The sequence below is a fragment of the Nonomuraea sp. NPDC003214 genome, assembly GCF_053590035.1.
In genome coordinates this window covers 432,742-457,770 of the sequence record NZ_JBSFSX010000006.1, presented here as the reverse complement: position 1 = coordinate 457,770, position 25,029 = coordinate 432,742, and the positions used below count along the sequence as shown (strand labels likewise).

Here is a 25,029-nt window from a genome sequence, read left to right as displayed (position 1 = left end):
GCTTACTTCGCGCCCAGGTCGGCCAGGTCGACCGTCCACACCGGGTGGTACTCCACGCCGGTCACCGAGGCGGCCGTCACGATGTTCTGACCCGGCTGGATGAGCGGCACGAACGGGCCGGAGGCGTTCAGCTTCTCCTGGACCTCGTGGTAGGCGGCGGTGCGGGCCTCGTCGCCGATCGCCTTGGCGGCCTTCTCGCCCGCCTCCTCGATCTCCTTGGCCGAGCCGGTCTTCCACCCGGCCCGCGCGCCGACCGTCTGGCCGGGCAGGAACGCCAGGTAGTCGTTGGGGTCGGGGTAGTCAGGGCCCCAGTACCACAGGCCCATCTCCTCCTTGCCGTTGCGGTAGTTGTCCAGCGCCACCGTCACCGGCGCGGGCTGGAGGTCCACCGTGATGCCGACCTCCTTGAGGTTGGCCTGGATGCGCTCGGCCAGCGGCTGGAACGACAGGCCGTTCACGGTCAGCTCGCTGGGGAACTCCAGCTTGACGCTCGGGTTGGACAGGCCGCTCTCGGCGAGGGCCTTCTTGGCGCCCTCGACGTCGCGCGCCGGCGCCCGATCGGCCGGCAGCGCGCCGAGGAGCTGCGACGGGATGACACCCGGCGCCCGCGTCGAGCCCTCACCGGCCAGCTCCAGCAGGCCCGCGTAGTCGACGCCCTTGCGCACGGCCTCGACGAACTTGGCGTTCGTGGTGGTCTTGCTGATCGCCGGGTCCTGGTTGGCCAGCAGGAAGATGACGTTGGCCGAGGCGGTCTTCTTGACCTGCAGCGTCGCCGGCATGTTCGTCACCTGGTCGCCGGACAGGTTGAGGGCGATCTGGCTGTCGCCGCGCTGGACGTTCAGCTTCTGCGTGGCCGCCTCGACGTTGCGGATGACGACCTTGTCGTAGGCGGGCTTGGCGCCGTAGTACTTGGGGTTCGCCTTGAGCACGACCTGGCTGCTGACGTTGAACGACTCGATCTGGTACGGGCCCGAGCCCGCCGAGTTGCCGTTCAGGTACTGCTCGGCCTTGTCCTGGGCGTCGGCCGTGCCGCCCTGGGCCTTGACGACCTTGCTGTTGAGGATGCCGAGCGCCGGGTTCGGCAGGATGTACGGCAGCGCCGCGTTGGCCTTCTCCGACGTGAGCGTGATCGTCGAGTCGTCGGTCTTGGCGATCTCGACGCCGTCGAGCAGGAACGACGGGGTGCCCTTCATGTCGCGCACCCGGGTCAGCGAGAAGACCACGTCGTCGGCCGTGACGGGGGCGCCGTCGGCGAAGGTCGCGCCCTGCTTGAGCTTGAGCGTGACGACCTTGCCGTCCTCCGACAGCTCGTACGACTCCGCCAGCGCCGGGACCGGCTTGGTCACGTCGCCGCCGTCGAAGGTGAGCAATGTCTCGTACGTGGCCTTGCCCACGATGAGGCCGGTCGGCTCGTAGGTGCGGCCGGGGTCGGCCGTCTTGAGGTCGAAGGACGTGTCGATGACGAGCGTCTTGCCGCCGCTCTGCGCGGCAGGGGCCTGTGAGCCGCCGCTTCCGCAGGCGGCGAGGGCGAGTGCACCGGCGAGCAGCACAGCCGCCGTCTGCGAGCGGGTCGCCATGGTGAGTCCTCCAGATGGACGTTCGGAACGAGGATGCCGAGGATTGTCCGGCAGAATGTCCAGGCCCCGTGCGGTCACCAAGACGGATATAAAGGGGCGAGAGGTAACAATGAGTGAAATTTCCAGAAATGGTGGCATGGGTGGCGCTCAGCCTGGACGGATCGGCATCGGTCTCGAGCTGGACGACATCCATATGAAGATCCTCGAGGTCCTGCGCGAGAACGGCAGGATCTCCGTCGCGGCGCTCGCCGAGCGGGTCGGCATCTCCCGCGCGAACGCCTACACCCGATTCGAGGCGCTGCGTGCCGACGGCGCGATCAAGCGTTTCACCGCCGAGATCGACCACGTCAGGACCGGTCTCGGCATCACCGCGCTCATCTTCGTGACCGTGCGGCAGCAGATGTGGCGCCAGTTCAGGGCCGAGCTGGCCAGGATGCCGGAGGTCGAGTACTGCGCGATCACCACCGGTCAGCACGACGCGATGATCCAGGTCCGCGTGGCCGACGTCGCCGAGGTGCACGCCATGGTGACCGACCGGCTGGCCAACATCCCGGCCGTCAAGGCGACCGAGACCGTGTTCATCCTCGACGAGGTGCTCAGACGGCCCTACGTGCTGCCCGGCGACGGCGACAGGAGCCGCCCCGCCCGGCGGCCCGCGCCCGAGGCCCCGGGCGACGTGCCGCTCGGCAAGATGCGCTTCGTCGGCGCCGCCGAGGGCCGGGCCGCCCTCCGGAAGGACGGCTGACAGCCCGGCTGGACGGATCTTCCCCGTGGACGGCGCGCTCCGGCGATCCGTCCAGTGACCGTCATGACTTCCTTTGCATTGCGCAATGTGATAGCCAGATAACGGTCAGTAGTCGACGGGCAGAGGGAGATCCACATGATGGCGTACATGCTGTCGGTCATGGCGGCGGTCGGGGTGGTCGCGACCGCCGCCGTGGTGTTCCGGGTGGCGCGCAAGGGCACCGACGACCGGCACGCCGACGGCCCGTCGGCGGGCCACGCGGGCGCGATGCTGTCGGCGCTGTTCCTGCTGGTGTTCGCCATCGCCATCATCGTGCCGTGGACCACCGCCGACGCCGCCCGGCAGAACACCCACACCGAGAGCCGGGCCGCCGTCGACGCCTACTGGGCCGCCGCCGACCTGCCCGCCGACTCCCTCGCCCAGGTGCGCGGCGGGCTGCAGGAGTACGTCGCGTTCGTGGTCGAGGACGAGTGGCCGGTCATGGCGCAGGGCAGGCTCGACCCGTCCGGGTCCGCCCGCCTCGACACGCTGCGCGCCCAGGTCTCCGCGCTGAAGCCCGCCACCGAGAACGAGCAGGAGGCCAAGGGCGCGGTCCTCGACCACCTCGCCGCCGTCTCCGCCGCCCGCGCGCAGCGCGCCGCCGACGCCGCCGCCACCCCGCCCGACGGGCTGCTGCTGCTGACCGTCCTCACCGGGCTGATCGTCGTGGTCTTCCCGTTCCTGGCCGGGGCCAGGCCGCGCGGGGCGTCGCTGCTGCCGCTCGGCGCGATGGCCGCGATGCTCGGCTTCGGCGTCTACCTGACCGCCGACATCTCCCACGCCTTCGCCGGGCCGCTGGCCGTGGGGCCGGAGGCGTTCGGCGGGGCGCTGCAGGAGTTCGCCCGCATCGCCGGCGGGGTGTGACATGGCCGCCAGGCACGCGCCCCTGCTCGTCGCCGCCGCGCTCCTCGCCATCTGCGTGAGCGGCCCCGCCACCGCCGAGCACCCGCGCCGCACCGCGACCGAGGGCGGCCTGTACGGCGTCCGCGACGCCGACGTCACCCCGGTCCGCCTCCCCGCCGCCCCCGCCGCCGCCCCCGCCGCCGTCCCGGCCGCCGCGTCCGGAGCGGGCGCGCGGCGCGGGTCCCCGCCCGGCGAGCTGCCCGTGGACGTGGACCGGCTGGTCAAGGCGCCACGCAAGGCGGCCCGCACTCCGCCGCGCACGGTGCCGCGAACGGTGCCGCGCACGGTGCCCTCCCGGCAGCGGGACGTGCCCGGCGTCACCATCCGCAGCACGCCGCGCACCCGCAAGGCCACCCCCAGGCCGCGCGTCTCGGTGCCGGGCGTCTCGGTCTACGACGACGCGGTCTGCGTGGACGTGCCCGGCTCCAGCGTGCACGTGGGCGCGTGCCGCTCGCCGCGCGCCCGCGCCACCGCCCGCCCCCGGGCCACCCTGCGGGTCCCGGTCCCCGCCGCCACCCGCGCGGCCGCCGCCGCGTCGCCCACCGCGACCCCCACGCCCACGCCCACGCCGACGCCCAGCGCGTCGGAGCTGCGGGCCAGGGCGGCGCGCCCGGCGCCCCCGCCCCGGCGCGAGAACCCCCTCGGCACCGTGCTCCTCATGGTCGTGCTCACCACCGTGATCGCCTCGACCACCGCCGTGGCGTTCGGGGCCATCCGGTAATCCCGTTGCCGCCGGCCGCTCCGGTTCGCCACGCTGATCGGCATGAACGTCCCCTACCGGCAGATCCGCGCCGCCCACACCGAGGAGTCCGTCACCGTCTACCAGGCCTACGACCCGGCCGTCGCCGCTCCCGCCGTCGCTGCCCAGCGGTTCGTCCCGCCGTTCAAGCGGGAGCGGATGACCTGGATCAAGCCGTCGTTCCTGTGGATGATGTACCGCTGCGGCTGGGCCGCCAAGCCCGGCCAGACCCGCGTGCTGGCGATCGAGGTGACCCGCGACGGCCTCGCCTGGGCGCTCGCGCACTCCTGCCTGAGCCATGACGACGGGCGCGGCGACTGGCCGGAGCGGCTGCGGCGCAGCCCCGTGCGCGTCCAGTGGGACCCGGAACGCGACCCGCACCACAACGCGCTGCCGTACCGCTCGATCCAGATCGGGCTGTCCGGCGAGGCCGTCGCCCGCTACGCCGACGAGTGGACGCTGTCGATCACCGACATCACCGCCCGGGTCCACGACCTGCGCGCGGCCCTGCGCGCCGGCCAGGACATCTCCGCCCGGCTGCCTGAGGAGCGCCCGTACCCGCTCCCCGCCGAGCTGGCCGGCAGGATCGGCGCCACGCCCGCCTGACGGGCCTGTTCGCCGGCCCTGCTGGTCGGCCCTGTTCGCCAGAACTGTTCGCCGGGTGCTATTCGCCGGGGCGCTGGCGGGCGCGCCGCCCCGACAGCTCCAGCGTCTGCCCCCGCCGCAGGTAGGCGACCCGGTCGCCGAGCCCGGCCTGCTCGACGTGGTCGCGGAAGTCCGACAGCGGCGACTTGAAGACCGTGTAGTCGTCGAAGTGCACGGGCACCACCGTGTCCGGATCCATGAGGTCCACCCAGCTCGCGCCCTGCTCCCCGTCCATCGTCACCGTCATCAGCCCGAGCAGCCTGGTGCCGCCCAGGTGCACGACGCCCACGTCGATGTCGGGGAACCGGATCGGGATCGACTCCAGCCGCCGGTCCATCAGAGTGTCGCCGCTGATGTGCATGCGCAGGTCCAGCAGCCCGTCCCGGTCGCAGAACTCCAGTACGCTGCCCATGACCGGCGGCAGCAGCGCCTGCGCGGGCCCCGGCGCGTGCCGTCCCGGCGTGGCGGTGATCGTCAGCGTTCCCCCGGCGCCGCGCAGCTCGTACTGCCCCCAGGTGTCCAGCCCGGTCGCCTGCCGGAACCCGCGCCGCCGCAGCCGGCGCGCGGCCTGGCCGGTGGTGACGATCGGCGTGTCGCGGTCGAGGCCGCGCCGAGCGACCCGGTCGAAGTGGTCGCCGTGCAGGTGCGACAGCACCACGGCGTCCAGCGTCGGCAGCTCCTCGATCTCCAGCGCCGGGTCCGTCCTGCGCCGCGACGCGAGCCCGTACCCGAGATAGGCCGCCTGCCCCCGGTGCAGGAAGTTCGGATCGGTGAGCAGCGTGAACCCGTTGTACCGGATGAGCATGGTGGCGTTCCCGATGAACGTCAGCCCGTTGTCGCGCATGGCGGTCCTCCCAGGAGCCGGTCAGGCCGGATGCGGCGGCCGCTGCTCGGGAGGCACGCCGCCGCCCTTGCCGCCGCCCTTCTTGCCCTTGTCCGTCCCGTGCGGCTGGGCGGTCCCCCGGGTGCCGCGCCGCTTCTCGGGGATGGCCTGCGCGGAGCTGTCGTCCGTGGCGCCCTTTCCGGACCTGCGGAGCTCCTGCTGCTGTGGCTTCGTCATGGTTTAGCCCCCTTTCATGCCTTTCGTCCCCCTGCCACGGGAGGCATGGAGCAAACCACGCGCGGACGCCGGACAGGCGCCCCCGGCTGCCCGCCCGGCGTCCGCGCTCCACGCTCAGAGCGTGAAGCAGGTCCGGCCCTTCGCCCGCCAGCCCGCGCCGACCTTCTCCCAGCCCTGCGCGCAGATCCGCATGCCGGGCGCGTAGTCGTCGACGCCGCTCCAGATCGCCGCCTGCGGCGGCCGGGAGTCACCCCGCTGGATCGTCGCCCTGCCCTCGCGGTGCAGGTCGATGTGGCCCTCCCAGGCCCCGGTGCGGCCGTCGTGGTACGCCTCGGCGTACGTGACGCGGGTGCCCTCGTTGACGACCTTCAGGCACACCCCGGGGACGTCGCTCCGGTTGCTGCAGGACTGGTGGTCGGCGTGGGCCGACGGAGCCAGGGCGACCACGCCGCAGGCGAGCACCGCCGCCGCGAAGAGACCCTTGACCGTGCGGATGTCGTTCATCGCTGTTCCTCATCCCTGTCGGGGAGCGGCGCCTGTCGCCGCTGCCGAGAACCAGCGAACCCGCAGGTCAGGGCTGTCCAACAGAGGCCCGGACGGACTCGTCCGCAATCGGGCCACTCCCGGCCGCCCCCGGACGGCCGCCCTTCAGCCCTCGCGGCCGGGCGCGCTCATGTCCCCCGTCGCGGGCGTGCCCTCGGCCAGCCCGTAACGCAGCAGGACCGTGCCCTTCGGGCTCGCCGCCGGCGGTTCGAGCAGGGTGAGGTTCGTCGGCACCGCGCCGCCGTCGAACACCTTCTTCCCGCTGCCGAGCACGATCGGATGCACCCACAGGTCGAGCCGGTCGAACAGCTTCTCCCGCAGCAGCGTCTGCACCAGGTTGAGGCTGCCGACCACCTTGACGTGCTCGTGCCGCTCCCGGATCTCCCGCACCGCCCCGGCCAGGTCCGGCCCGAGCTGCGCCGACCCGGCCCAGGACAGGTCCGGACGGCCGCGCGAGGCCACGTACTTGGGGACGCGGTTGAACAGCACCGCGAACTCGTGGTCCTCGCCGCCCTCCTGGTGCGGCCAGAAGGCGGCGAAGATGTCGTACGTCCGCCGCCCGAGCAGCAGCGCGTCGGTCCCCTCGTACGCGGCGGCGACCTGCGCCCCGGCCACCTCGTCCAGCAGGGGCGCCTGCCAGCCGCCGAACGAGAACCCCAGCGGGTCCTCCTCGGGGCCGCCGGGCGCCTGCCCGACGAGGTCGAGGGTCGTGAACAGCTCGATGTGGATGAGGCCCATGACGTGTTCTCCCGGTGGCTCGGCCGTCCTGTCGTGAGATGGACCCGCGGGCGCGGCCGGAATCATCGCTGACACGCCCCGGAACTCTCCGCTCACGATAGGTCACGGACCGTGCGGCCCGATGCCGTGGAGGCAGGTGGCGACGAGCCGGGCGGCGAAGCCGGGCGGGACGTCGACGGCGGCCGCCGGGGCGCCGGCGAACAGGTGGGGGAGGACCAGCTCGTGGCAGGCGCCGACGATCATGGTGGCGGCGGCGTCCGGGTCCGCCGACGGGGAGAGGCGGCCCAGGGCCAGCTCCTCGCGCAGGTAGCCGGCCAGCGTCTCCTTCAGGGCCGGGCCGCCGTCGAGGGCGGCGAACCGGGTCAGGATGCCGGGCTGGGTCAGCAGGCCGGTGAACGCGGGGAGGATCGCCCGGTGGAACTCCACGCCGTAGGTCACGTACGCGAGCAGGTTCGCCTCCAGGTCGCCCGTCCCGGGCTCCGGCAGCGGGGGGAGGGCGCGGGCGACCGTGCGGACGTGCGCGTGCAGGGCCTGGGCGAGCAGCTCGTCCTTGTCGGCGAAGTGGTTGTACAGGACGCCGTCGGCCACCCCGGCCTCGCGGGCGACGGCCCGTACGGTGAGCCCGGCCGCGCCCTGGCGGGCGATCAGGCGTCCGGCGGCGGCGACCAGGTGCTCGGGCAGCGTCACGTCCCCGCCCACCGCCCCCGCCTTGCGCGGGCTCACGGGCGGCCGCCCGCGAGACGGGTGCCGGTGTCCTGGGTGGCGGTGTCCAGAGTGGCGTCCAGGGTGGCGGTGATCAAGGTGGCGGTGACGCGCAGCCGTACGGCGCCGTCGCGTTCGAAGGGGCGCAGCGCGGGCTCCAGGGCGGCGAGGGCGCGGCGGGCGGAGCCGGCGTCGGAGTGGCGGAGGTGGTGGCGGAGCGGGCCGCCGGCGGCCAGGAAGTCGGCGGCGTCGCGCGCGTCGCGGCCCAGCACCTGCTCGGCCCCGACCGCCTCGGCCCGGACGCCGGTGAACCCGGCGGCGGTGAACACCTCGGCGGCGCGGCCGGGGTCGGCGAGCGAGAGCGGCGAGGTGCCGTCGGGCGACGGCGGCGCCTCCGGCAGGTGCGCGGTCACGGCGGCGAGCACCGTGCCGAGGTCGCCCGGGTCGCGCAGGCCCAGGAACGCCACCCGCCCGCCGGGCCGCAGCGCCCGCCCGATGTTGGCGAACGCGGCCACCGGATCGGCGAAGAACATGATCCCGAACCGGCTCGTCGCCACGTCGTACGCGCCGGCCTCGAACGGGTGGATCTGCGCGTCGCCCCGCTCGAACGCGACGTTGCCGAGCCCTTCGGCGGCGGCCAGCCTGCGGGCGGTCTCCAGCATGGGGGCCGACAGGTCGACGCCGGTGACGTGGCGGGCGCGGCGCGCGGCCAGGCGGCTGATCTGGCCGGTGCCGCAGCCGACGTCGAGCACCCGGTCGCCGTCGGCGACGTGCCGGAGGAGGTGGTCGTTGAAGCCGCTGTTGACGGCGTCGTAGCGGTCGGGGTGGCCGGCCCAGTGGGCGCCCTCGTAGCCGTTCCACGCCTCGGACTGGTGCTCGTTGACGATCATCGCGCCTCCTCATGAACGTGCGTTCATGAACGATCGTTCATCACATGCGGGGTTGTCAAGGAAGACGGCGGGCGCCCGCGTGGTTGGGACAGGACATGGAGGAGATCGACGTCGTGGTCATCGGCGCCGGGCAGGCGGGCCTGTCCAGCGCGTACTTCCTGCGCAGGTTCGGCTTCGAGCCGCTGGTGCTCGACGCGGCCGACGGTCCTGGCGGCGCGTGGCGGCACCGGTCGCCGACGCTGACCATGGACAAGGTGCACGGCATCTTCGACCTGCCGGGCGTGCGCCGCGAGCCCGACGTCGACGGCGCGCGGCCCGCCGCCGAGGTGGTGCCCGCCTACTACGCCGGCTACGAGGCGAGCGCCGGGCTGCGCGTGCTGCGGCCGGTCCGGGTGACCGCCGTGCTGCCGGGCGACCGGCTCACCGTCGTGTCCGGCGCGGGGGAGTGGGCGGCCCGCGCGGTGGTCAACGCCACCGGCGCCTGGACGCGCCCGTACTGGCCCTACTACCCGGGCGCCCGCGCGTTCGGCGGCCGGCAGCTCCACTACGCCTCCTACCGGGGTCCGGCGGAGTTCGCCGGGCGGCGCGTCGTCGTGGTCGGCGGCGGGCACTCGGCCGCGCACGTGCTGTCGGAGCTCGCCGGGGTGGCCGCGAGCACGCTGTGGGTCACCCGCAGCGAGCCCGACTTCCGCGACGGCGAGTTCGGCGAGCAGGCCCGCCGGGAGGCGGTCGCGCTGGTCGAGGAGCGGGTGCGGGCGGGGCTGCCGCCGCGCAGCGTCGTCAGCGTCACCGGGCTCGGCCACACCGCCGTCGTCCGCGACGCGCTGGCCAAGGGCGTGCTGGAGCGGGTGCCGATGTTCGAGCGGATCACCGCCGGCGGGGTCGCCTGGGCCGGCGGGCGGCACCACGAGGCGGACGTGATCGTGTGGGCGACCGGGTTCCGCTCGGCGCTCGACCACCTCGCCCCGCTGCGGCTGCGCGAACCCGGCGGCGGCGTCAAGGTCGACGGCACCCGGGCGGTGCGCGAGCCCCGGCTGCAGCTCGTCGGCTACGGCCCCTCGGCGAGCACCATCGGCGCGAACCGGGCCGGCCGCACCGCCGCCGCCGAGGTGCGCCGGCTGCTGTCGGGGGCGACCGAAAACCGGCCCGGACTGATCGGCGGGTCAGCCGGCGTGCCCGCTGCCTGAGCGTTCGCCGGACCGCATCGGCGAGGGGAAAAATACCGACTCAGCGGCTCATGGTTACAAATTCGGAACCTCTCGACACAGGCTGTGACGATAGGCTAGCGTCCCCCGCAGAAGGATCTTTCCCCCTCGAACGCGGAGGTTCCGTCATGGAGGTTCCCGGCTACACCGAGATCCGGGAACTCGGGCGCGGCGGCACCGGGCACGTGACGCTGGCCGTGCGCGACTCCGACGGGACGGCCGTCGCCGTCAAGCACCTGTCGGACCGGTTACGCGAGGACCCCGTCTTCGCCGCGCGCTTCCGCGCCGAGGCGCGGGTGATCGCCGAACTCGACAGCCCGCACATCGCCCGCCTGCTCGACTACGTGGAGGACGAGGCCGGCGCCGCCATCGTGATGGAGCTCGTCGACGGCGTCCCGCTGCGCCGCCTGCTCGGGCAGGAGGGCGGCACCGGCCCCGAGGCCGCGCTCGCCGTGCTCAAGGGCGCGCTGCTCGGCCTGGCCGAGGCGCACCGCCACGGCATCGTGCACCGCGACTTCAAGCCCGAGAACGTCATCGTCACCGACGACGGCGGCAGCAAGCTGGTCGACTTCGGCGTGGCCGCCCGCACCGGCGAGGCGGGCCCGCCGGCCGGCACCCCGCCCTACATGGCGCCCGAGCGGTGGGACGACACCCCGGCCGGGCCGCGCTCCGACGTGTACGCGGCGGCGGCGGTGTTCTACGAGTGCCTCACCGGCCGCCGCCCGTTCACCGGCGACAACGTCGCCGCCCTCGCCCACCAGCACCGGCACGCCGTCCCCGACCTGGGCGCGGTCGACGAGCCGGTCCGCGGCCTGGTCCTGTACGGGCTGGCCAAGGACCCGGCCGAGCGGCCCGGCTCGGCCGAGGCGTTCCTGGCCGAGCTGGACCGCGTCGCGTCGGCCGCCTACGGCTCGCGGTGGGAGGCGCGGGGCCGCTCCCGGCTGGGCGCGCTCACCGTGCCGTTCCTCACCCTGCGCACCCCGCAGCCGGCCCCCGGCGCGGGCGCCCTCCCGTTCCCGGCCGGGCTCGCGCCCGCCTCCCGCCTCGCCGTGACCGGCGGCCTCGTGCTGGCGACCGCGGTGGCGGTGGTCTCCGTCTTCCTCATCTGGAACGAGACACCCGGCCCCCGGTACGCGTCCCCGCCCGCCACGTCGCAGCCCGCGCCCGTACCCGGTACGGGCAGCCCGGAGCCCACGGCGTCCGGCTGGATGACGCCCCCGGTCCGCTTCACCGCCCAGCCCGGCACGCCACCCGCCCGCGACCCTGCCCGCGACCCTGCCCGCGCGGCGACGTTCGGCCCCACGGTCCCGCCCGCCCGCACGCCCGATCCGCACCGCCCCACCCGCGACGCCGGCCCCGGCGACCCGGCGCCCACCGACGCGCACACCGGCGCACCCACCGAAGCGCCCACCAAGACCCCCACCACGGCCCCCGCTCCGACCGGCACGGCGGGCCCCGCCGAGCCCGACGAGCACGAGCGGCCCAAGCCCGAACCCGGGCCCGGCACCGAGCGTCCGGACCCGCCCGCCACCAGCGCCCCGCCGCCCCCTCCCAGCACCCGGCCGCCGGCCAAGAGCAAGGAGCCGCTGGTCTCGGTGTCGGTCAAGGTGTCGGTGGACGTGCCCGTCCTCGGCGGCAAGGGCGACGGGCTGCTCGACGCCGACGTCGGCCTGGGGCTCGGCACCAGCCTGTTCGGCGTCGTCCTCGTCCCCGGCTCGGTGCTCCTCGGCCGGTGCCTCGCCGTCCGCAGAACCCGCCGGAACAGGCCGCCGGACGCCTGACGCCCCCCTCGGGCAGGAGCGCCGGGAGGCGCGGTGGTCAGGACGGGGCGGCGGTGAGCCGCCAGCCCCGCCCGCCGCGCTGCGCCTGCCAGAGCCTGCTGTAGGGCCCACCGGCGGCCACGAGGGAGTCGTGCGTCCCGGTCTCGGTCACGCGCCCGCCCTCGACGACGGCGATCTGGTCGGCGTCGACGACGTTGCCCAGCCGGTGCGCGACGAGCAGCACCGTGCTGTGCCGGGCCAGCTCGCGGACCGAACGCCGCAGGAAGCGCTCGTTCTCGGCGTCGAGCGCGGCCGTGGCCTCGTCCAGCAGCACGATCGGCGCCCGCTTGAGCAGCGCCCGCGCGATCGAGACGCGCTGGCGCTCGCCGCCGGACAGCGACACGCCGCCCTCCCCGACCCGGGTACGCCAGCCGTCCGGGAGCCGGGCGACGATCTCGTCCACGCCCGCGAGCCGGGCCGCCTCGGCCAGCTCCTCGCCGGTGGCCTCCGGCCGGCCGAGCCGGATGTTGGCCTCCAGCGTGTCGTCGAACAGGTAGACGTCCTGGAAGACGAGCGCGAGCTGCCCAACCAGGTCCTCGGTGCGCAGCTCGCGCACGTCGGCCCCGCCGACGCGGACCGTGCCCTGCCCGGCGTCCCAGAACCGGCTGATGAGCCGGATGACGGTCGTCTTGCCGGAGCCGGACGGCCCGACCAGCGCGGCCACCGAGCCGGCCGGCACGGTGAGCGAGAAGTCGCGCAGCACCGGCGTCCCCGGCCGGTAGCCGAACGTGACGCCGTCGAGCTCGATCCGCCCGGGCCGCGGCAGGGGCGCCGAGACGGCCGGCTCCGGCACGGCAGGCTCGCGCAGCACGTCGGTGAGGCGGCGCAGGTCGTTCCCGGCGATCCGGATCGCGCCCGCGTACTCGACGGCGTCGGCGAGCGGGCCGGCGAAGCGGAACGCGAGCGCGATGAGCGCGACCGCGGCGGCGGGCGTGACGGCCCCGTCGAGCGCGAGCCACACGCACACCAGCAGCAGCGCCGTCACGGCGAGCTGCACCGCGAGCCCGCCCACGGTCAGCCCCGCCACTCCCTGGGCCAGGGTGCGGCGGCGGGTGCGCCGCTGCTCCTCGATCGCCTCCTCCAGCGGACGGTAGCCGTGCGCGCCGCGGCCGAAGGCGCGCAGCACCCGCTGGTCCCTGCCGAACTCGATGACCCGGGTGGCCGCCTCGACGTCGGCGGCGTGGTTGCGCGCCTCCCCGCGCGACAGGCTCGCGGCGGCGAAGCGGAACGCCGGCGCCAGGACCGGGACGGACAGCGCGGCGGCGAGCCCGAGCCGCCAGTCGTACCAGAACAGGGCGACGGTCACGGCGGCGGGCGAGGCGACGGCGATGACCAGGGGCGCCAGCAGGTGCGCGAAGATCCCGGTGATCATCATGGTGCCGTCGGTGGCCACGCGGGTCAGCCGCCCGGTGCGCCCGGCGTCGAACCAGCCGAGCGGCAGGCTCACCAGGTGGTCGCCGAGCCGCCGGTGCATGGCCGACATGGTGTGCAGCGCGGCGGCCGACCCCCGTACGGTCTGCGCGTACCGGACGGCGGCGGCCACGGCGGTGACGGCCGCGAGCGCCAGCAGGTGCGGGCCGAGCGCGTCGCGGTCGCCGGCGGCGAGGTCCTCGACCACCGGTACGAGCAGCGCCGCGGCGACGCCGCTGAGCAGGCCGTAGACGACGGTCCAGGCCAGGTAGCCGGTCAGGACGCGGGCCCGGTCCGGGCCGAGCAGCAGCCTCAGATCGGCGATCATGCCGCGACCTCCTCGTGCGCCGCCCACATGCGGCTGTAGGGCCCGCCCGAGGCGAGCAGTTCGGCGTGGGTGCCCGTCTCGGCGACGCGGCCCCGGTCCAGGACGACGATCCGGTCGGCGCCGGCGACGGTGGCGAGCCGGTGCGCGATCACCAGCACCGTCCGGCCGCCGGCCAGGCGGGACAGCGCGTCCTGGATCGCCGCCTCCGACTCCGGGTCGGCGAACGCGGTGGCCTCGTCGAGCACCAGCACGGGCGTGTCGGCCAGCAGCGCGCGGGCGATGCCGACCCGCTGCGCCTCGCCGCCGGACAGGTGGGCGTCGTGGCCGGCGACGGAGTCGTAGCCGCGGGGGAGCGCGAGGATCCGGTCGTGGATCTGCGCCGCCCGGCAGGCGTCGTGGATCTCGGCGTCCGTCGCCTCGGGCCGCCCGAGCGCGACGTTGTCGCGGATCGAGCCGCCCAGCAGCCGCACGTCCTGCAGCACGAAGCCGATGTGACGGTAGAGCTCGGCCGGGTCGATCTCCCGTACGTCCACGCCGCCGACGCGGACCGCGCCGCCGGTGACGTCGTGGAAGCGGGGCAGCAGCGTGGCCAGCGTGGACTTCCCGGAGCCGGACGGGCCGACGAGCGCCGTGACCGTGCCCGGCTCGCAGGTGAAGCTCACCCCGGCCAGGACGTCGTGCTCGTCGTAGGCGAACCGCACGTCGTCGTACTCGACCCGGTGGCCGGCCGGGCGGCGCGGCGACGCGGGCGCCGGCAGCGGCGCGACCTCCAGCAGCCGCTGGATGCGCAGCGCGGCGGCCGCGGCGGAGCGGCGGCTCAGCGAGGCGAAGCCGAGCGGCTCGATCGCGATCGGGATCACGAAGGCCAGCAGCACGCAGGCCAGCGCCTCGCCCGGCGTCACCCAGCCCGCGCCGGTGAACCACGCGCTCCCGGCGACGGCGACCAGTCCGACCACCGGCGCGGACACCGCCAGCCCCGCCAGCGCCTCGATCCGGTCCATCGGCCGGACCCAGGCGGCGAAGAACTCCGTGTACTCCTCGGCGGCCCGCCGGTAGGCGGCGTGCGCCCGGCCGGCCCGGCCGAACGCCTTGACCACCGCGATGCCCGAGACGAACTCGACCACGGCGGAGCCCAGCTTCGCGTTGCTCTCGTCGATCCTGCGCATGACGTCGTTGGAACCGCGTTCCATGTACGCGTACGCGCCGGCGAACAGCGGCACCGTCGCCACCGCGAGCAGGGCCAGCCGCCAGTCCAGGACCAGCAGGTAGGCGAGCGCGCCGAGCGGCGTGACGATCGCGGCGGTGGTCTCGACGGCCTGGTGGGCGACGAGCTGGTGCAGCGCGTCGACGTCGCTCATCGCGGTCTTGCGCAGCGTCCCGGAGGAGTTGCGGGAGAACCAGCCGAGCGGCACCCGGCCGAGGTGGGCGATCATCCGGCGGCGCAGGACCGCCTGCAGCCGCACGTCGGCCACGTGCGTGATCGTCAGCGCCGCGCTCATGAACGCGCCGCGCAGCAGCAGCCCGAGGACGATCAGCGCCGCCACCAGGACCACCCGGTCCCGGTCCGGCGGCGTGGCCAGCAGCGCGCCCGCCAGCTCGGCCAGCCCCGCGTACGGGGCCAGCCCGGCCAGCGCGCCCAGCCCGGCGAGCACGCACGCCGGCCGGACGCGCCCGGCGACGGGACGGCGCAGCTCCCGCAGCGCCCGCACGGCCTCCCGGTGCTCGGTGTCGTCGGCCTGCCCGCTCATGACGCGACCCGCGGGTGCTCTCGCATGTGTTCGTGAGGGTGTTCGTGAACCATGTCCACGACCCTGGCGCGGCCTACCCGGCGGCGTCTTGAACGAATGTTCCCCCAGGTGCCGCCTGACCCCCGGCCCAGGCGCGATGAAGCGACGCGGGCGTGTACCCGGCCAGCTCGCGCAGGTCGCGGGTGAGGTGGGGCTGGTCGGCGTAGCCGTACCGGGCGGCGACCTCGGCGGGCGCGGTCCCCGCCATGATCGCGTCGATCGCGGGGGACAGGCGCACGATCATCGCCGCCCGCTTGGGCGTCACCCCGATCTGGGCCTTGAACCGCGACCACAGCCGCTTGCGGCTCCACCCCGTCTCGGCCGCCAGGTCGCTCGTGCGGCGCCGCCCGCCGCTGGCCACCAGCCCGCGCCAGACGAAGGCCACCTCCGGGTCGACGGACCGGCCCGCGTGCATCCGCCCGGCGAGCGCCGCGCGCAGCTCGGCGAACCGCTCCTCCCACCGCCCCGCGCCCGCGAGCGCCGCGCGGAGCCGCCGCGCCTCGGCGCCCCACAGGTCCTCGAACCCGGCGACGGTGCCGGCCAGCTCGGCGACCGCCCCGTCCAGCACGGAGTACGCGGCCAGCGGGGACAGGTGGACGTCCACGCAGGCCACGTCGCGGCCGTGGACCCGTACCGAATTGACCCCCACCCCGCTGACGATCCCGGCCGTCACCGGGCCGGACCGCTCGATCCGCAGCTCCCCGTCGAGCACGAGCACGATCGTCAGCCCCGGCTGCGGCAGCACCGGCATGTCCAGGCCCCGCCCGGCGCGGTCACGGTAGCCGACGAGCTCCACGCCGCCGGGACCGAGCCCCCGGACGACCTCCCAGCCGCCGCCCTGCTCAGCGCGCACGACCACGGCGGGGACCGGATGATCTAGCAGGACGATTTTCGTACATACCCCGACAGTATCTTCGGGCACCCGTTATCGAGCAGGCGGCCTCGACCCCTGCCGAATCCGTCAATTGCCGGGCACGCAGGAGGATCCCCTACTATCTTGCCTCGATAGAGGGCACCCCCGGCCTGATTTACGTCCTGACCGGATTCCGCCCTGCGGATCGGGCAAAGGAGAAGCGTGGCGGTTGCGTCCCCCGCCGGACGGCGGCGCGGCTCGCTCGGTTCCCGTACGGCGGTCCTCGCCGTCGTGGCGGCCCTGCTCATCGTCCCCGGCACCGCGGGCGCCGACCCGAAGCCGACGGTCAAGAGCCTGGAGAAGGAGCTCGCCGCGCTGCGCAAGGACTCCGACCGGATGATCGAGGACTACTACCACGGCCGCCGCGAGCTGCAACGGGTGGAGAAGGCCGAGAAGGCCGCCCGCGAGAAGCTGGAGGCCGCCCAGGAGATCCTCGACCGCGAGTCCACCTACCTGCGGACGATGGCCGTCGCCGAGTTCATGAGTGGCAGGCGCAACGAGCTCACGATGGTCGCCGAGGAGGAGGACCCGGCCGACCTGCTGAACCGGCTGGCGCTGCGCGACCACCTGATCGCCCAGCAGCAGGCCAGGCTGAGCGGCTACACCCAGGTGCGCGACCGGCACCTGAACGCCCAGAAGGAGGCCGAGGCCCGCGCCGAGGAGCTGTCGGCCACCGTCGGCGACCTCGCCGGGAAGCGGGAGAAGGCCGAGAAGCAGATCGAGCGCATCCGGGACAAGATCGACCAGCTCCACAAGGCGCCCGGCCGCCGCGGCGACGGCACCTGGCTCCCGCAGCTCCCCGGCGGGCCGGACAACATCACCCCCCGGATGCGGCTGGTCAAGACGCTCATCGCCAAGCGCTTCGAGGTGCCGTTCGGGATCGGCTGCTACCGGGCGATCCAGGACGGCGGCGAGCACCCGCTGGGCCGGGCCTGCGACTTCATGCTCAGCCGGGGCGGCGCCATGCCGTCGGCCGCCGAGATCCAGCGCGGCCACGACATCTCCGCCTGGGCGATCAAGAACGCCAAGAGGCTCGGCATCATGTACATCATCTACCGCCAGCGCATCTGGCACGTCCGCACCGGGGCGTGGCGCTACATGTCCGACCGGGGCGGCGCCACCGCCAACCACTACGACCACCCGCACATATCGGTCTACTGACGCACAAGGTCGCCCTACCAGGCGGATCGTCCTCTACGTAGGGGCTTGTTCCGGTTCCTCGGCCCACCGGACCGAGAGCAGCACGCCTGTGGCCTTCCGGGCGGGCCGGTCCTCGGCCATGACGCCCGGACATCACCTGCGAAGGGTGTGGGTTCACTGTGGCCGGCCAGGGCTGCACGCGGATTGGTCGCAGCGACATCTCGAGGTCGGTGAGCAACCCTCTGAGCCGGAGGTCCCCAAGGGCGCGGGCCGGCTCAGAGGTGTGCTGATGCTCGACGCGAGGTGACACGTCATGACAGGGCCTGGGCTCGTGGTTGGGGGGCTTTCAGACACTGGTTCGCGTTGTCCGGCTGGCGGGTACGGCTCAAATCGTCTGTGTGCAGAGGTAGCCGGGAGGTTGCTTCGTTTCGGCGCATGCCCAGAGCTCCCTCCACCCTTTGGTCTCGGCGCTGGTTTGAGCGGCGGTTCCGCCTGGCTGAACCCAGCCTGGACGACCGACTCGTGCGTTGATGTCTGGCCACTCGAGATATACCTCTGTGCCTTCGGGAACGCCGAACACCCAGCCCGAATAGACATCCGAGCCGCCCGGCAGCTTCAGCAGGCAGAGCCAGCCGGTCAGATAACGCGCCCATCTGACGGCCTCCCAGCCGCGGAGGTGGCACTCGACAGGTGACGCCTGGGCGTGGGAAGTGGATGCGTGAGAGACGGGTGCGGCAAGGCCCGTGAAGGACAGGACGTTTGCGGCGATCGTAGCGGCCATGATTCGCCGGCGGATGTTCATGAATGGCTCCTCTTCGTGACGACTGGACACTTCAGCCCAGTGGACTGAGTCGCCAGTAAAAGGCTGCGGCAGCGATGTCCAACAGGACGTCGGACGGAGTCGGACAACTTCGGACGTGCGTGCAAGACTTCGCCCGCTTGGCCGCCGTGCGCCGGGAAACCTTTCGTAACTGGGTGCGTCAAGCGCAGGCGACGGGACCGCTGGGCGGCATTGGCCCACCGCCCAGGCCGCCCGCCTGGCGGTCTTCGAATATCACCCGCTACAACACCCGCAGGAGAAACTTCACCCTGGACTACCTCAGCCCCACGCTGTTCGCCGCATAACCACCGGTGTCCAATTTCGGGGTGAAGCCTCCACCACGTACGCGCGAGCCGAAGAACGAGACGGTCAGATAGGCCGCCATCATCTTCCAGGACGGTGGATGAAGCCGACGATCATCAGCGCGATCAGCCACGTAGCGCCCAGCACCAGGCCCCGTCCCATCAGATAATCCGCCGTAATGCTCTGCGGGCCCTCGACAAAGTAGTCGGTGACGGCAGTCCCCACGAACAAGATCGTCACGAAGGTGGCCGCGCCGAGCACGACCAGGCCAGGTTCCTGGTCCGTAAAGCGGGGACGACGTGCCATGCTGCCTGCCTTCCAGGTACGGCCACTGCCCGACCTGTGCGATTGATCCTAATCCAGCAAGCCGTATCCCGGCATTGAGCACCGGTAATGCCGAAGTCGGATCGCTGCCGATAGCGGTCCCGCAATCCGATCCGCCAGTCCCAGGACCAGGCGGCCAGCCGACGCCTGTAGTGCTACGGCACGCGTACTACATCGACGAACAGCCGCCCACGACCGGCGAGTACGGAGGACAGCTCCTCGCGCAGAAGGAGCACTCGAGAACCAGATGGCTTACAACCGGCAGCAGCTCGTCGAAGCCAGCGGAGGTGGCGAGTTCATCGAGCGGGGCAGGCGCAAGGTCTACGTCGGCGACCGCGTGTGGGCGTGGAGATACACGGTCTCGCCCGCAAGACCAAATCCCACCACGGTCCAGCTCGACCTCCGGACCTCTGGCAGCCGAAGGCCGACTACACCGACGTCCTGAAGGTCGGCTGCCCGCACGGCGACGAGCTCGCGGTGATCGCGCCCCCTCATACGCTGACTAGTCGCCCGAGCGGCCGGCGTCCGTGCCGAAGCCGTCGTGCGACGCGCGTTCCTCAAGGGTGCTCAGCTCCTGGAAGACCGTGATGTGCAGGCCGTCCTCGACGACACAGCGGGCCAGGCGCAGTGTTACGGTGGGCCATGAGGGCCTTTCCGGCTGGCGTGCAGATGTCGAAATCCACACCAAACCGAAGGCCTTCACCCCATTCACAAGATCATCGACTTCGTGTCGCCCGTACTCAACCTCTGTGGGCAGTACAGCTAGCACTCCGGTCGCGCTTCGACGATCATGCTTCGAGAGGGGCCGGCAGGGGGACCCGGCCGCCCTTTCGCGAAGGGACCTCCTCGCTCACCCGGCGCCCCGACGATGAGCTGGACGCGGCAGCCCGATCGCGACGCCGCACAAGCCGTCGTGACTGGCGTCCGGCCCGCCGAGACTGCGGTGCACCGGCAGTGAGACCGGTGCACGCGTCGTCGTTCACCGTGGTTTCGGCCGCAACCGGTAAGGAGGGTTACGCATCACCTGAGCGCTTCAGTTCGGGCTGGGTTTCGTGCGCCGGGAGCTTGCGCGCGAAAGAGCTGAGCTGCCACTCGTAGGTTCCGGGCGCCCCCGCCTCCCGCATGCCGATCTCGCGCTTGACCACTCGATAGAATTCTCCGCGCGCCCGGCTGGTCGCCTGGACGGCGAGATCCCAGGTGAGGTCCGCCTCCTGCCCGTCGGCGATCAATTCCAGCCGGAAAACAGCTTCGTGCCACTTTCTTCCGGCGACGATGGCCTCGTCGCTCCCGAACAGAAGCACGGCCTCCCAGCTTATGGTTCGCTCTTCCTCCGCCGCCGCCAGATCCGATTTCGAGTATTCCGGGGCGAGAAAGTTCAGTTCCGCGCCCACGCCTCGCTGGGATGCCAGCTTCATGCAGATGGAAATGGTTTTCTTGACGGCGTGCGCGTACTCCATGTAGGCGATCACGCGCCGCTCGTCCCATCGCGTGGCAAGCTGTCGTTTCCACCTCGTGCGTTCGGTGAGTGCGGTGACGCCGTACGTTCCGATCGCGCCCAGCAGAACGCCGATGAGTGCGGGGAGTTGTGCCAGGACGTTCTGCAACGCGCACGACCTTTCTCGGCGGGGCGATCCACGCGCCGGGAAGATCAATATACTGCCGGCGCCGGCCCGGGGGAGAGGTCCTGTTCGCCCGGGGCGCCGGGTGCCCCGGGAGGGAGAGCGTCTAGGCTCAGTCCCGGCATCTAGGGGGGAGCCTGATGAAGGTTGTCATACCCGGCGGCACCGGGCAGGTGGGTGCGATCCTCAGGCGGGCGCTGACCGGCTCGGGCCACGACGTCGTGGTCCTGACCCGGCGGCCGGCGCGCGAGGGTGAGGTTCACTGGGACGGCGAGACGCCGGGGCCGTGGACGGCCGAGATCGACGGCAGCGACCTCGTGGTCAACCTGGCCGGCCGGAGCGTCAACTGCCGCTACACGCCTGAAACGCTGAGCGCCATGATGCGGTCGCGGGTGCGCTCCACCCGGGTGGTGGGCGAGGCGATCGCCGCCGCCGCGCGGCCGCCCCGGGTGTGGCTGCAGATGAGCACCGCCACCGTCTACGCCCACCGCTTCGACGCGGCCAACGACGAGGCGACCGGCGTGATCGGCGGCGGCGAGCCCGGCGTCCCGCGCTACTGGGCCTACAGCGTGGAGATCGCCAAGGCGTGGGAGCGGGAGCAGGAGCGGGCCGGCACGCCGGGCACCCGCAAGGTCGCCCTGCGCACCGCCATGGTGATGAGCCCCGACCGCGGCGGCGTGTTCGACGTCCTGCTGCGGATGGCGCGGCTCGGCCTCGGCGGGGCGATCGCGGGCGGCGCCCAGTACGTGTCGTGGATCCACGAGCGCGACTTCGCCCGCGCCGTCGAGTTCCTGGCCGGGCGCGACGACCTGGCCGGGCCGGTGAACCTCGCCGCCCCCGACCCGCTGCCGCAGCGCGCGTTCATGCGGGAGCTGCGCCGGGCGAAGGGCGTCCCGGTGGGGCTGCCCGCGACGCGGTGGATGGCCGAGCTCGGCGCGCTCGCGATGCGCTCGGACACCGAGCTGCTGCTGAAGAGCCGCCGGGTCGTCCCCGGACGGCTGCTCGACGCCGGTTTCACGTTCGACTTCGGCCAGTGGCCGCAGGCCGCCCGCGACCTCGTCCGCCGCTCACGCACCGGCGCCCGCTAGCGGCCCGACCGGACGCCCCGCCCCGGCCGAGGTCATTCGCGGACCCGGCCGCGGGGGCGGAGCCGGGTGCCGGGCAGGGCGGGGGCGGGCAGCGGCGGGCCGTCGAAGCCCTCGACGACGCCGAACCCGTCGCCCGACGCCCACTCCTCGCGGAAGGCCACGATCTCGTCGTGGTCGCGGCCGACGAAGTTCCACCACATGACGATCTCCTCGCCGAACGGCTCGCCGCCGATCAGCAGCACCCGCCCGCGCCCGCTCAGCCGTACGCGGTCACGTCCCGGCGGCAGGTAGCGCAGCGGGCCCGCGCGCAGCGGCTCGACCTCGCCGTCGAGCAGCAGCAGCCCGTGCTCGAACGCCGGATCCAGCGGCAGCTCGGCCGTCCCGTCGACCGCCGCCTGCGCGCCCACGAGCGGGCTGAAGACCGTGGCGGGGGAGACGGCCCCGCCCAGCGCCCCCATGAACACGGTCGCCGAGAAGCCGTCGCCCGTCAGCTCCGGCAGCGCGGCGTGGTGCTCGAAGGCCGGCGCCGTCCGCCGGTCGGTCCCGGGCAGCGCCACCCAGAGCTGCACCCCGTGCAGCGTCTCGTGCGGCGACTCCTCCGAGTGCGAGATGCCGCGCCCGGCCGTCATCAGGTTGAGCTGCCCGGGCCGTACCTCGCGCAGGCTGCCGAGGCTGTCGCGGTGCAGCACCCGGCCCGCCAGCAGCCAGCTCACCGTCTGCAGGCCGGTGTGCGGGTGCGGCGGCACCCGCATCCGCGTCACCTCGGGACCGTAGGCGTCGGCGAAGCACCAGGCGCCGATGAGCCGCCGCCGCACGCCGGGCAGCGTGCGGCTCACCGCCATCGCCCGCGGCCCGCCCAGCGGCACGGACCGCCCCTCCAGCAGCTCCTCGCCCCCGCCGTCGGCGGCGCAGCGGATCTCGCGCGGGTCCGTCTCAAGGTTGCTCATCCTGAGACTGTACGGCCGCGGGCTGCACAACCGTGGACCGCACGGCTGCTCAGCCGAGCGTCTCCCACCACCCGTCGACGGCCGGGGCGGCGGCGGTGTCGACGGCCTCGCCGGGACGGGGCACCACGATCCGCACGTCACGCGCCTTGGCCTCGCGCCACAGCCGGTCCACCGGCTCCGACCAGGGGTGCAGCGCCAGCGTGAACGTCGCCCAGTGCACGGGCAGCATCAGCCGCCCGCCCAGGTCGAGGTGGGCGTTGACCGCCTCCTCCGGGTTCATGTGCACGTCGGGCCAGGCCGGGCTGTAGGCGCCGATCGGCATGAGCGTCAGGTCGAACGGCCCGTGCGCCGCCCCGATGCCCTTGTAGCCCTCGAAGTAGCCGGAGTCGCCCGCGTAGAAGACCCGCTTGGTCGCCCCGGCCACGACCCAGGAGCCCCACAGGGTGTCGTTGCGGGAGAACGTCCGGCCGGAGAAGTGGCGGGCCGCCGTCGCGACGAACCGCAGCCCGCCGACCACGGCCTCCTCGTCCCAGTCGAGCTCGACGATCCGGTACGCGGGCACGCCCCAGCGCTCCAGGTGGGCGCCGATGCCGAGCGGCACCAGGAACGGCGCCTTCTGCGTGCGGATCAGCGTGCGCACGGTCGCCAGGTCGAGGTGGTCGTAGTGGTCGTGGGAGATGACCACGGCGTCGACCTGGGGCAGCGCGCCGAGCCCCACGGGCGGCTCGTGGTGGCGCTTGGGGCCGACGAGCCGCGTCGGCGACGGCCGCCTGCTCCACACCGGGTCGAACAGCACCCGCCGCCCCTCGATCTCGACCAGCGTGGACGCGTGGCCGTACCAGACGGCCCGCACGCCGTCGGCGGGCGGCGCGTCGGCGGGCGGGATCCGCACCGGGATCCGGCCGGGCGGCCGGCGCAGCTCCTTGTCCTTGGCCAGCTCGCCGAGCAGCCCCACCGGCGGCGTGGTGATCATCGCGGTGCCCTCGGGCATGGTGTTGACGAACGCGCCGTCCCTGAACTGCGGTGAGCGCCGGATCCGCGCCGCCCGTTCCGGGCCGGACGTCAGCGGGCGCACGCCCAGCTCGGCGGGCACGTCCCGGAGCGCCCATCCCGCGGCGGCGAGCGCCGCGCCCCCCACCAGGATGCGTCGTGCCGTCCGAAAACCTGCCATCGCTCACTCTCCCCTGAATTCCGGTACACCAGCTCAACTGATCGCGGGGCCGCCGGTGTTCCCGGGGACGGACGCCGTTTCGCGGCGTCAGACGGTCTTCGTCGCGCCGCCGTCGACGACGTAGTCGGCGCCGCTGACGCTCGCGGCGAGCGGCGAGGCCAGGTACGCCACCAGCGAGGCGACCTCGTCGGGCGTGACGAACCTGCCGGTCGTCATGCCCATCGTGCCGGGCAGCCCGGCCAGCAGCTGCTCGTGCGGCAGGCCGAACGCGCCCGCCAGCGCCGCGCCGTAGCCGTCGGGCGCCTCCCACATGGCGGTCAGCACCGGGCCGGGCGAGACGGTGTTGACCCGCACCCCCTGCGGCCCGAACTCCTCGGCCAGCGCCTTGCTCCAGGCGGTGAGCGCGGCCTTGGCGGTCGTGTAGGGGACCGGGCCGGCGTGCGGCATGCGGGCGCCGTTGGAGGAGACGTTCACGACGGCGCCGCTCCCGCGCAGCAGGCTGGGCAGCGCGGCCCGGGTGGCGCGCACGGCGCTGAGGAAGTTGAGGTCGTGGGTGAGCCGCCACTGCTCCTCGGTGAAGCCGAGGAAGCCGCCGGTCTGGCCCTCGCCGCCGTCGCCGCCGCCCACGTTGTTGACCAGCAGGTCGATCTCGCCCAGCTCGGCCAGCGCCCGCTCGACCAGCTCGCCGGGTCCGGCGGGGGTGGACAGGTCCACGCTGACGCCGGTCGCGCCGGTGGCGATCAGCTCGGGGGTGATCGTCCTGGCTCCGGCCACGACGCGCATGCCCTCCTCGCGCAGCGTGCGGACGATGGCCAGCCCGATGCCCCGGCCGGCTCCGGTGACGACGGCGGTCTTCCCGGTGAGTCGCAGGTCCATGATGAAGCCCTTCGTAGTTGCGACAAGCTCGATGCGTAGACCATAGAACCTGCAACACCGATGACGCAACTCTGCGGCAAAGCGGTACGGTGCTGTATCCTCGTGACGTGTGAGCCAGGGAACCCGGGCCCGCCGGTCAGACGCCGAGCGGACCGTACGCACGATCCTGGAGGCCGCCGAGCGCGTCCTCAGCCGCAACCCGTCGGCCAGCATGGAGCAGATCGCCGAGGCGGCCGGCGTCGCCCGCACCACCGTGCACCGGCGCTTCGCCTCCCGCGAGGCGCTGGTCGAGGCCATGACCGAGTGGGCCACCCGGCGCTTCGCCGAGGCCGTCGCCGCGGCCGGACCGCAGACCACGCCGCCCCTGGTCGCGCTCTACCAGGCCACCGCCAACGTGCTCCGGGTGAAGATCGACTGGGGCTTCGCCATGAGCCGCGCCGCCACGGCCGGGCCCGAGGTCGCCCGCGTCCACGCCGAGGTGGAGGAGAGCTGCGCCGAGCTGTTCCGCCGGGCGCAGGCGGCCGGGGTGCTGCGCGGCGACGTGGACCTCGACTGGGCCAGGCGCGTCTACTACGCGCTCATCCACGAGGCCGCGCAGAGCCCCGGCGAGCCCGACGCCCTGGCCACCCGCCTGGTCGACACCCTGCTCAGGGGCGTCGGCGCGGAGCGGCTCAGCGACGCGGGCTGATCACCGCCG

The 25,029-nt window shown here is 73.5% G+C and carries 26 protein-coding genes; 9 read left to right on the top strand and 17 right to left on the bottom strand.

The window, feature by feature from the left end; all coding sequences use genetic code 11:
* Positions 1-2 precede the first annotated feature (2 nt).
* Positions 3-1,577 (bottom strand): ABC transporter substrate-binding protein, encoded by a 1,575-nt coding sequence (locus ACWDXC_RS21230; RefSeq protein WP_219517719.1) that lies wholly within the window; start codon positions 1,575-1,577, stop codon positions 3-5.
* A gap of 55 nt (positions 1,578-1,632) precedes the next feature.
* Between ACWDXC_RS21230 and ACWDXC_RS21225 the strand changes: the two genes are divergently transcribed.
* From ACWDXC_RS21225 to ACWDXC_RS21210, 4 genes are all read left to right on the top strand, one after another.
* The gene (locus ACWDXC_RS21225; RefSeq protein WP_357588391.1) at positions 1,633-2,322 is read left to right on the top strand and encodes an Lrp/AsnC family transcriptional regulator; all 690 of its coding nucleotides are present in this window, start codon (positions 1,633-1,635) and stop codon (positions 2,320-2,322) included.
* Between the two features lie 135 nt (positions 2,323-2,457).
* Positions 2,458-3,225 carry a bestrophin-like domain gene (locus ACWDXC_RS21220; RefSeq protein ID WP_449984460.1) on the top strand — a complete coding sequence of 256 codons (768 nt, stop codon included), beginning with the start codon at positions 2,458-2,460 and terminating at the stop codon, positions 3,223-3,225.
* A 1-nt stretch (position 3,226) separates the two neighbouring features.
* The gene (locus tag ACWDXC_RS21215) at positions 3,227-3,985 is read left to right on the top strand and encodes a hypothetical protein (protein ID WP_449984457.1); all 759 of its coding nucleotides are present in this window, start codon (positions 3,227-3,229) and stop codon (positions 3,983-3,985) included.
* A 42-nt stretch (positions 3,986-4,027) separates the two neighbouring features.
* Entirely contained in the window at positions 4,028-4,609 is a 582-nt protein-coding gene (locus ACWDXC_RS21210; protein ID WP_449984455.1) for a DUF4291 domain-containing protein, read from the top strand.
* A 58-nt stretch (positions 4,610-4,667) separates the two neighbouring features.
* Here ACWDXC_RS21210 and ACWDXC_RS21205 read toward each other — a convergent pair whose 3' ends face one another.
* The 6 genes from ACWDXC_RS21205 to ACWDXC_RS21180 form a co-directional block, all read right to left on the bottom strand.
* Positions 4,668-5,492, bottom strand: a complete 825-nt coding sequence (locus tag ACWDXC_RS21205) for an MBL fold metallo-hydrolase (protein ID WP_449984453.1) — start codon at positions 5,490-5,492, stop codon at positions 4,668-4,670.
* Positions 5,493-5,513: 21 nt separating this feature from the next.
* The gene (locus tag ACWDXC_RS21200) at positions 5,514-5,708 is read right to left on the bottom strand and encodes a hypothetical protein (protein WP_219519873.1); all 195 of its coding nucleotides are present in this window, start codon (positions 5,706-5,708) and stop codon (positions 5,514-5,516) included.
* Between the two features lie 114 nt (positions 5,709-5,822).
* Entirely contained in the window at positions 5,823-6,212 is a 390-nt protein-coding gene (locus tag ACWDXC_RS21195; RefSeq protein ID WP_219519876.1) for a hypothetical protein, read from the bottom strand.
* A 144-nt stretch (positions 6,213-6,356) separates the two neighbouring features.
* Positions 6,357-6,989: a dihydrofolate reductase family protein gene (locus tag ACWDXC_RS21190; protein WP_449984450.1), complete on the bottom strand. Its 633-nt coding sequence runs from the start codon at positions 6,987-6,989 to the stop codon at positions 6,357-6,359.
* A 102-nt stretch (positions 6,990-7,091) separates the two neighbouring features.
* Positions 7,092-7,712: a TetR/AcrR family transcriptional regulator gene (locus ACWDXC_RS21185; protein ID WP_449984447.1), complete on the bottom strand. Its 621-nt coding sequence runs from the start codon at positions 7,710-7,712 to the stop codon at positions 7,092-7,094.
* A complete protein-coding gene (locus tag ACWDXC_RS21180) occupies positions 7,709-8,581 on the bottom strand; it encodes a class I SAM-dependent methyltransferase (protein WP_449984444.1) in 873 nt (290 codons plus the stop codon). The genes ACWDXC_RS21185 and ACWDXC_RS21180 overlap by 4 nt, the downstream gene beginning before the upstream one ends.
* A 95-nt stretch (positions 8,582-8,676) precedes the next feature.
* Here ACWDXC_RS21180 and ACWDXC_RS21175 point away from each other — a divergent pair, with 95 nt between their 5' ends.
* Positions 8,677-9,768, top strand: a complete 1,092-nt coding sequence (locus ACWDXC_RS21175; RefSeq protein WP_449984441.1) for an FAD-dependent oxidoreductase — start codon at positions 8,677-8,679, stop codon at positions 9,766-9,768.
* Between the two features lie 146 nt (positions 9,769-9,914).
* The gene (locus ACWDXC_RS21170; RefSeq protein WP_449984438.1) at positions 9,915-11,567 is read left to right on the top strand and encodes a protein kinase domain-containing protein; all 1,653 of its coding nucleotides are present in this window, start codon (positions 9,915-9,917) and stop codon (positions 11,565-11,567) included.
* Between the two features lie 37 nt (positions 11,568-11,604).
* Here the strand turns inward: ACWDXC_RS21170 and ACWDXC_RS21165 are convergent, their stop codons facing one another.
* The 3 genes from ACWDXC_RS21165 to ACWDXC_RS21155 all read right to left on the bottom strand — a co-directional run bounded on the left by ACWDXC_RS21165 (position 11,605) and on the right by ACWDXC_RS21155 (position 15,990).
* Entirely contained in the window at positions 11,605-13,344 is a 1,740-nt protein-coding gene (locus ACWDXC_RS21165; RefSeq protein ID WP_449984436.1) for an ABC transporter ATP-binding protein, read from the bottom strand.
* Positions 13,341-15,092: an ABC transporter ATP-binding protein gene (locus ACWDXC_RS21160; RefSeq protein ID WP_449984433.1), complete on the bottom strand. Its 1,752-nt coding sequence runs from the start codon at positions 15,090-15,092 to the stop codon at positions 13,341-13,343. Before ACWDXC_RS21160 ends, ACWDXC_RS21165 begins: the two co-directional genes overlap by 4 nt.
* Before the next feature lie 73 nt (positions 15,093-15,165).
* Positions 15,166-15,990 (bottom strand): helix-turn-helix domain-containing protein, encoded by an 825-nt coding sequence (locus ACWDXC_RS21155; protein ID WP_449984430.1) that lies wholly within the window; start codon positions 15,988-15,990, stop codon positions 15,166-15,168.
* A 216-nt stretch (positions 15,991-16,206) separates the two neighbouring features.
* On the opposite strand from ACWDXC_RS21155, the gene ACWDXC_RS21150 reads away from it, so the two are divergent.
* A complete protein-coding gene (locus tag ACWDXC_RS21150) occupies positions 16,207-17,205 on the top strand; it encodes a coiled-coil domain-containing protein (RefSeq protein WP_449984427.1) in 999 nt (332 codons plus the stop codon).
* Positions 17,206-17,569: 364 nt separating this feature from the next.
* Here the strand turns inward: ACWDXC_RS21150 and ACWDXC_RS21145 are convergent, their stop codons facing one another.
* The 4 genes from ACWDXC_RS21145 to ACWDXC_RS21130 all read right to left on the bottom strand — a co-directional run bounded on the left by ACWDXC_RS21145 (position 17,570) and on the right by ACWDXC_RS21130 (position 20,235).
* Entirely contained in the window at positions 17,570-17,986 is a 417-nt protein-coding gene (locus ACWDXC_RS21145; RefSeq protein WP_449984425.1) for a hypothetical protein, read from the bottom strand.
* Positions 17,987-18,388: 402 nt separating this feature from the next.
* On the bottom strand, positions 18,389-18,613 hold the full coding sequence (locus tag ACWDXC_RS21140) for a hypothetical protein (RefSeq protein WP_449984422.1): 225 nt from the start codon (positions 18,611-18,613) through the stop codon (positions 18,389-18,391).
* 520 nt (positions 18,614-19,133) lie between these two features.
* Positions 19,134-19,334, bottom strand: a complete 201-nt coding sequence (locus tag ACWDXC_RS21135) for a hypothetical protein (protein ID WP_449984419.1) — start codon at positions 19,332-19,334, stop codon at positions 19,134-19,136.
* Between the two features lie 310 nt (positions 19,335-19,644).
* Positions 19,645-20,235, bottom strand: a complete 591-nt coding sequence (locus ACWDXC_RS21130) for a hypothetical protein (RefSeq protein ID WP_449984417.1) — start codon at positions 20,233-20,235, stop codon at positions 19,645-19,647.
* A 155-nt stretch (positions 20,236-20,390) separates the two neighbouring features.
* Here ACWDXC_RS21130 and ACWDXC_RS21125 point away from each other — a divergent pair, with 155 nt between their 5' ends.
* Complete coding sequence (locus tag ACWDXC_RS21125) at positions 20,391-21,338, top strand: TIGR01777 family oxidoreductase (protein WP_449984414.1); 948 nt, start codon at positions 20,391-20,393, stop codon at positions 21,336-21,338.
* Positions 21,339-21,370: 32 nt separating this feature from the next.
* Here ACWDXC_RS21125 and ACWDXC_RS21120 read toward each other — a convergent pair whose 3' ends face one another.
* The 3 genes from ACWDXC_RS21120 to ACWDXC_RS21110 form a co-directional block, all read right to left on the bottom strand.
* The gene (locus ACWDXC_RS21120) at positions 21,371-22,285 is read right to left on the bottom strand and encodes a pirin family protein (RefSeq protein ID WP_357588373.1); all 915 of its coding nucleotides are present in this window, start codon (positions 22,283-22,285) and stop codon (positions 21,371-21,373) included.
* 49 nt (positions 22,286-22,334) lie between these two features.
* Positions 22,335-23,456, bottom strand: a complete 1,122-nt coding sequence (locus ACWDXC_RS21115; protein WP_449984411.1) for an MBL fold metallo-hydrolase — start codon at positions 23,454-23,456, stop codon at positions 22,335-22,337.
* Positions 23,457-23,543: 87 nt separating this feature from the next.
* Positions 23,544-24,332 (bottom strand): SDR family NAD(P)-dependent oxidoreductase, encoded by a 789-nt coding sequence (locus ACWDXC_RS21110; RefSeq protein WP_449984408.1) that lies wholly within the window; start codon positions 24,330-24,332, stop codon positions 23,544-23,546.
* Between the two features lie 109 nt (positions 24,333-24,441).
* Here ACWDXC_RS21110 and ACWDXC_RS21105 point away from each other — a divergent pair, with 109 nt between their 5' ends.
* Positions 24,442-25,020, top strand: a complete 579-nt coding sequence (locus tag ACWDXC_RS21105) for a TetR/AcrR family transcriptional regulator (protein ID WP_364179208.1) — start codon at positions 24,442-24,444, stop codon at positions 25,018-25,020.
* The last annotated feature ends 9 nt before the right edge of the window (positions 25,021-25,029 follow it).